The following is a 1,766-nucleotide window of genomic DNA, read 5'->3' as shown; positions in this document are numbered from 1 at the left end:
CAGTGAACAATTGTTCACTGAGTTTATCTGTTGAATTAAAGTTTGTAGTCAATAATTACTGGAGCATGGTCACTAAACCATTCATCTCTATACACCCAGGCATTTACGGTACGCTCTTTCCAGTCGGGTGAACAGGCTTGATAATCAATCCGCCAGCCTACGTTTTTGGCACGGGCCTGGCCGCGATTCGACCACCATGAGTATAGCTCAGCTTCTTTGCGTACTTCACGGAAAGTATCGACATAACCAAGCTCATCATAGATGTGATCCAGCCAGGCGCGTTCATGTGGCAAGCAACCAGAGGCTTTCTGGTTACCTGACCAGTTTTTAATGTCGATACGTTTATGCACGATATTGTAGTCACCACATACAATGATAGATTTATCTTCATCGCGCCACTGTTTCAGGATCTTTTTATATTCATCCAGGAAATGATCTTTACGCGCCTGTGCTTCATCACCCGATGAACCGGATGGCAGATACAGCGAACAGATATGTGCAGTTTTCTCTAAACCTAAGTCAAATTCGGCAGCAATAAAGCGGCCTTGAGAATCTGCCAGTTCAAAGCCCAGACCATCGGTCAGAGAAACAAAAGGCAGGCGGCTATAAATGGCGGTACCGGCATAACCTGGACGTTCAGCCGGGAACAGGTGTGTATACCAGCCTTCAGGTTTAAATTTATCGGTCCACTGCGCATGGGTAATCCGGCTTTCTTGCATACAAATCACATCTGCGTCAGATTTTTCCATCCACTCCAGCAGACCTTTGGTCACGGATGAACGTAAGCCGTTGACATTAATTGAAACGACACGAAGAATTTTTTGATCACCTGGATAGCTACTCTTTGGTATCATGCGCAAGTCTTACCTTAATTAATGGATTTAGGAGCACCTCATGTCAACGCCAGCTCAGTTTAACCCGCAAGCTTTTATCGAACTCGCATTATCACGCGGTGTGCTTAAATTTGGTGAGTTTACTTTAAAATCAGGTCGTGTGAGTCCTTATTTTTTCAACGCAGGTTTGCTGAATGATGGCGAAGCGTTGACTGGCCTGGCATCTGGCTATGCAGCAAAACTGACTGAATGTGACAATGTTGAAGTGATCTTTGGTCCTGCATATAAAGGTATTCCATTTGTGGCGGCAACCGCAGTTGCATTATCGCAAAATCATGGCGTGAGTGTGCCTTGGGGCTTTAACCGCAAAGAAGCCAAAGATCATGGCGAAGGTGGTGTACTTGTTGGTGCTGCTGTAGAAGGTAAAAAAGTCTGGATCATTGATGATGTGATTACAGCAGGTACTGCAATTCGTGAAGTGGTCACCATCTTGAAAAATGCCGGTGCGCAAATCGCGGGTGTGCTGGTCGCATTAGACCGTCAGGAAAAAGGTCAGGGCGAACTGTCTGCGATTCAGGAAGTGCAGCAAGAGCTTGAGATTCCTGTACATGCCTTAATTACCATGAAAGATTTAATGGACTATCTGGAAGCGAAAGGCGACCTAGCAGCTTTGGCGAAAATGGAAGATTACCGTGTTAAATATGGGATCTAAGCCTAGATTGGCATAGAAAAGGAAGCTTGAGCTTCCTTTTTTTGTAGATGTTCAATTTGCTAAACATTTGAAATTTATTATCTCTGTCTATTCTTGTAAGCATTGGCTTACATCAATTCCAGCACTTTGCGGCTGTTTTGAATAGTGGAAATTTCCTATGATAGCTTTAACAGGAACAGGAGGTTCCACACAAGAATAACAATAGATAAATACAAGGAAAG

2 protein-coding genes are annotated in these 1,766 nt (G+C 44.1%); one reads left to right on the top strand and one right to left on the bottom strand.

Going from position 1 to position 1,766, the window contains the following annotated elements; genetic code table 11:
- Nucleotides 1–35: 35 nt before the first annotated feature.
- Nucleotides 36–854: an exodeoxyribonuclease III gene (locus B4033_RS00405; protein WP_286831061.1), complete on the bottom strand. Its 819-nt coding sequence runs from the start codon at nt 852–854 to the stop codon at nt 36–38.
- Nucleotides 855–894: 40 nt separating this feature from the next.
- Between B4033_RS00405 and pyrE the strand changes: the two genes are divergently transcribed.
- Complete coding sequence (gene pyrE / locus B4033_RS00400; RefSeq protein ID WP_071320154.1) at nt 895–1,545, top strand: orotate phosphoribosyltransferase; 651 nt, start codon at nt 895–897, stop codon at nt 1,543–1,545.
- The last annotated feature ends 221 nt before the right edge of the window (nt 1,546–1,766 follow it).

Source organism: Acinetobacter sp. UBA3132 (genome assembly GCF_002364825.1).
In the GTDB taxonomy this organism is placed as follows: Bacteria; Pseudomonadota; Gammaproteobacteria; order Pseudomonadales; family Moraxellaceae; genus Acinetobacter; species Acinetobacter schindleri.
This window is presented reverse-complemented; position numbering and strand designations above follow the sequence as displayed.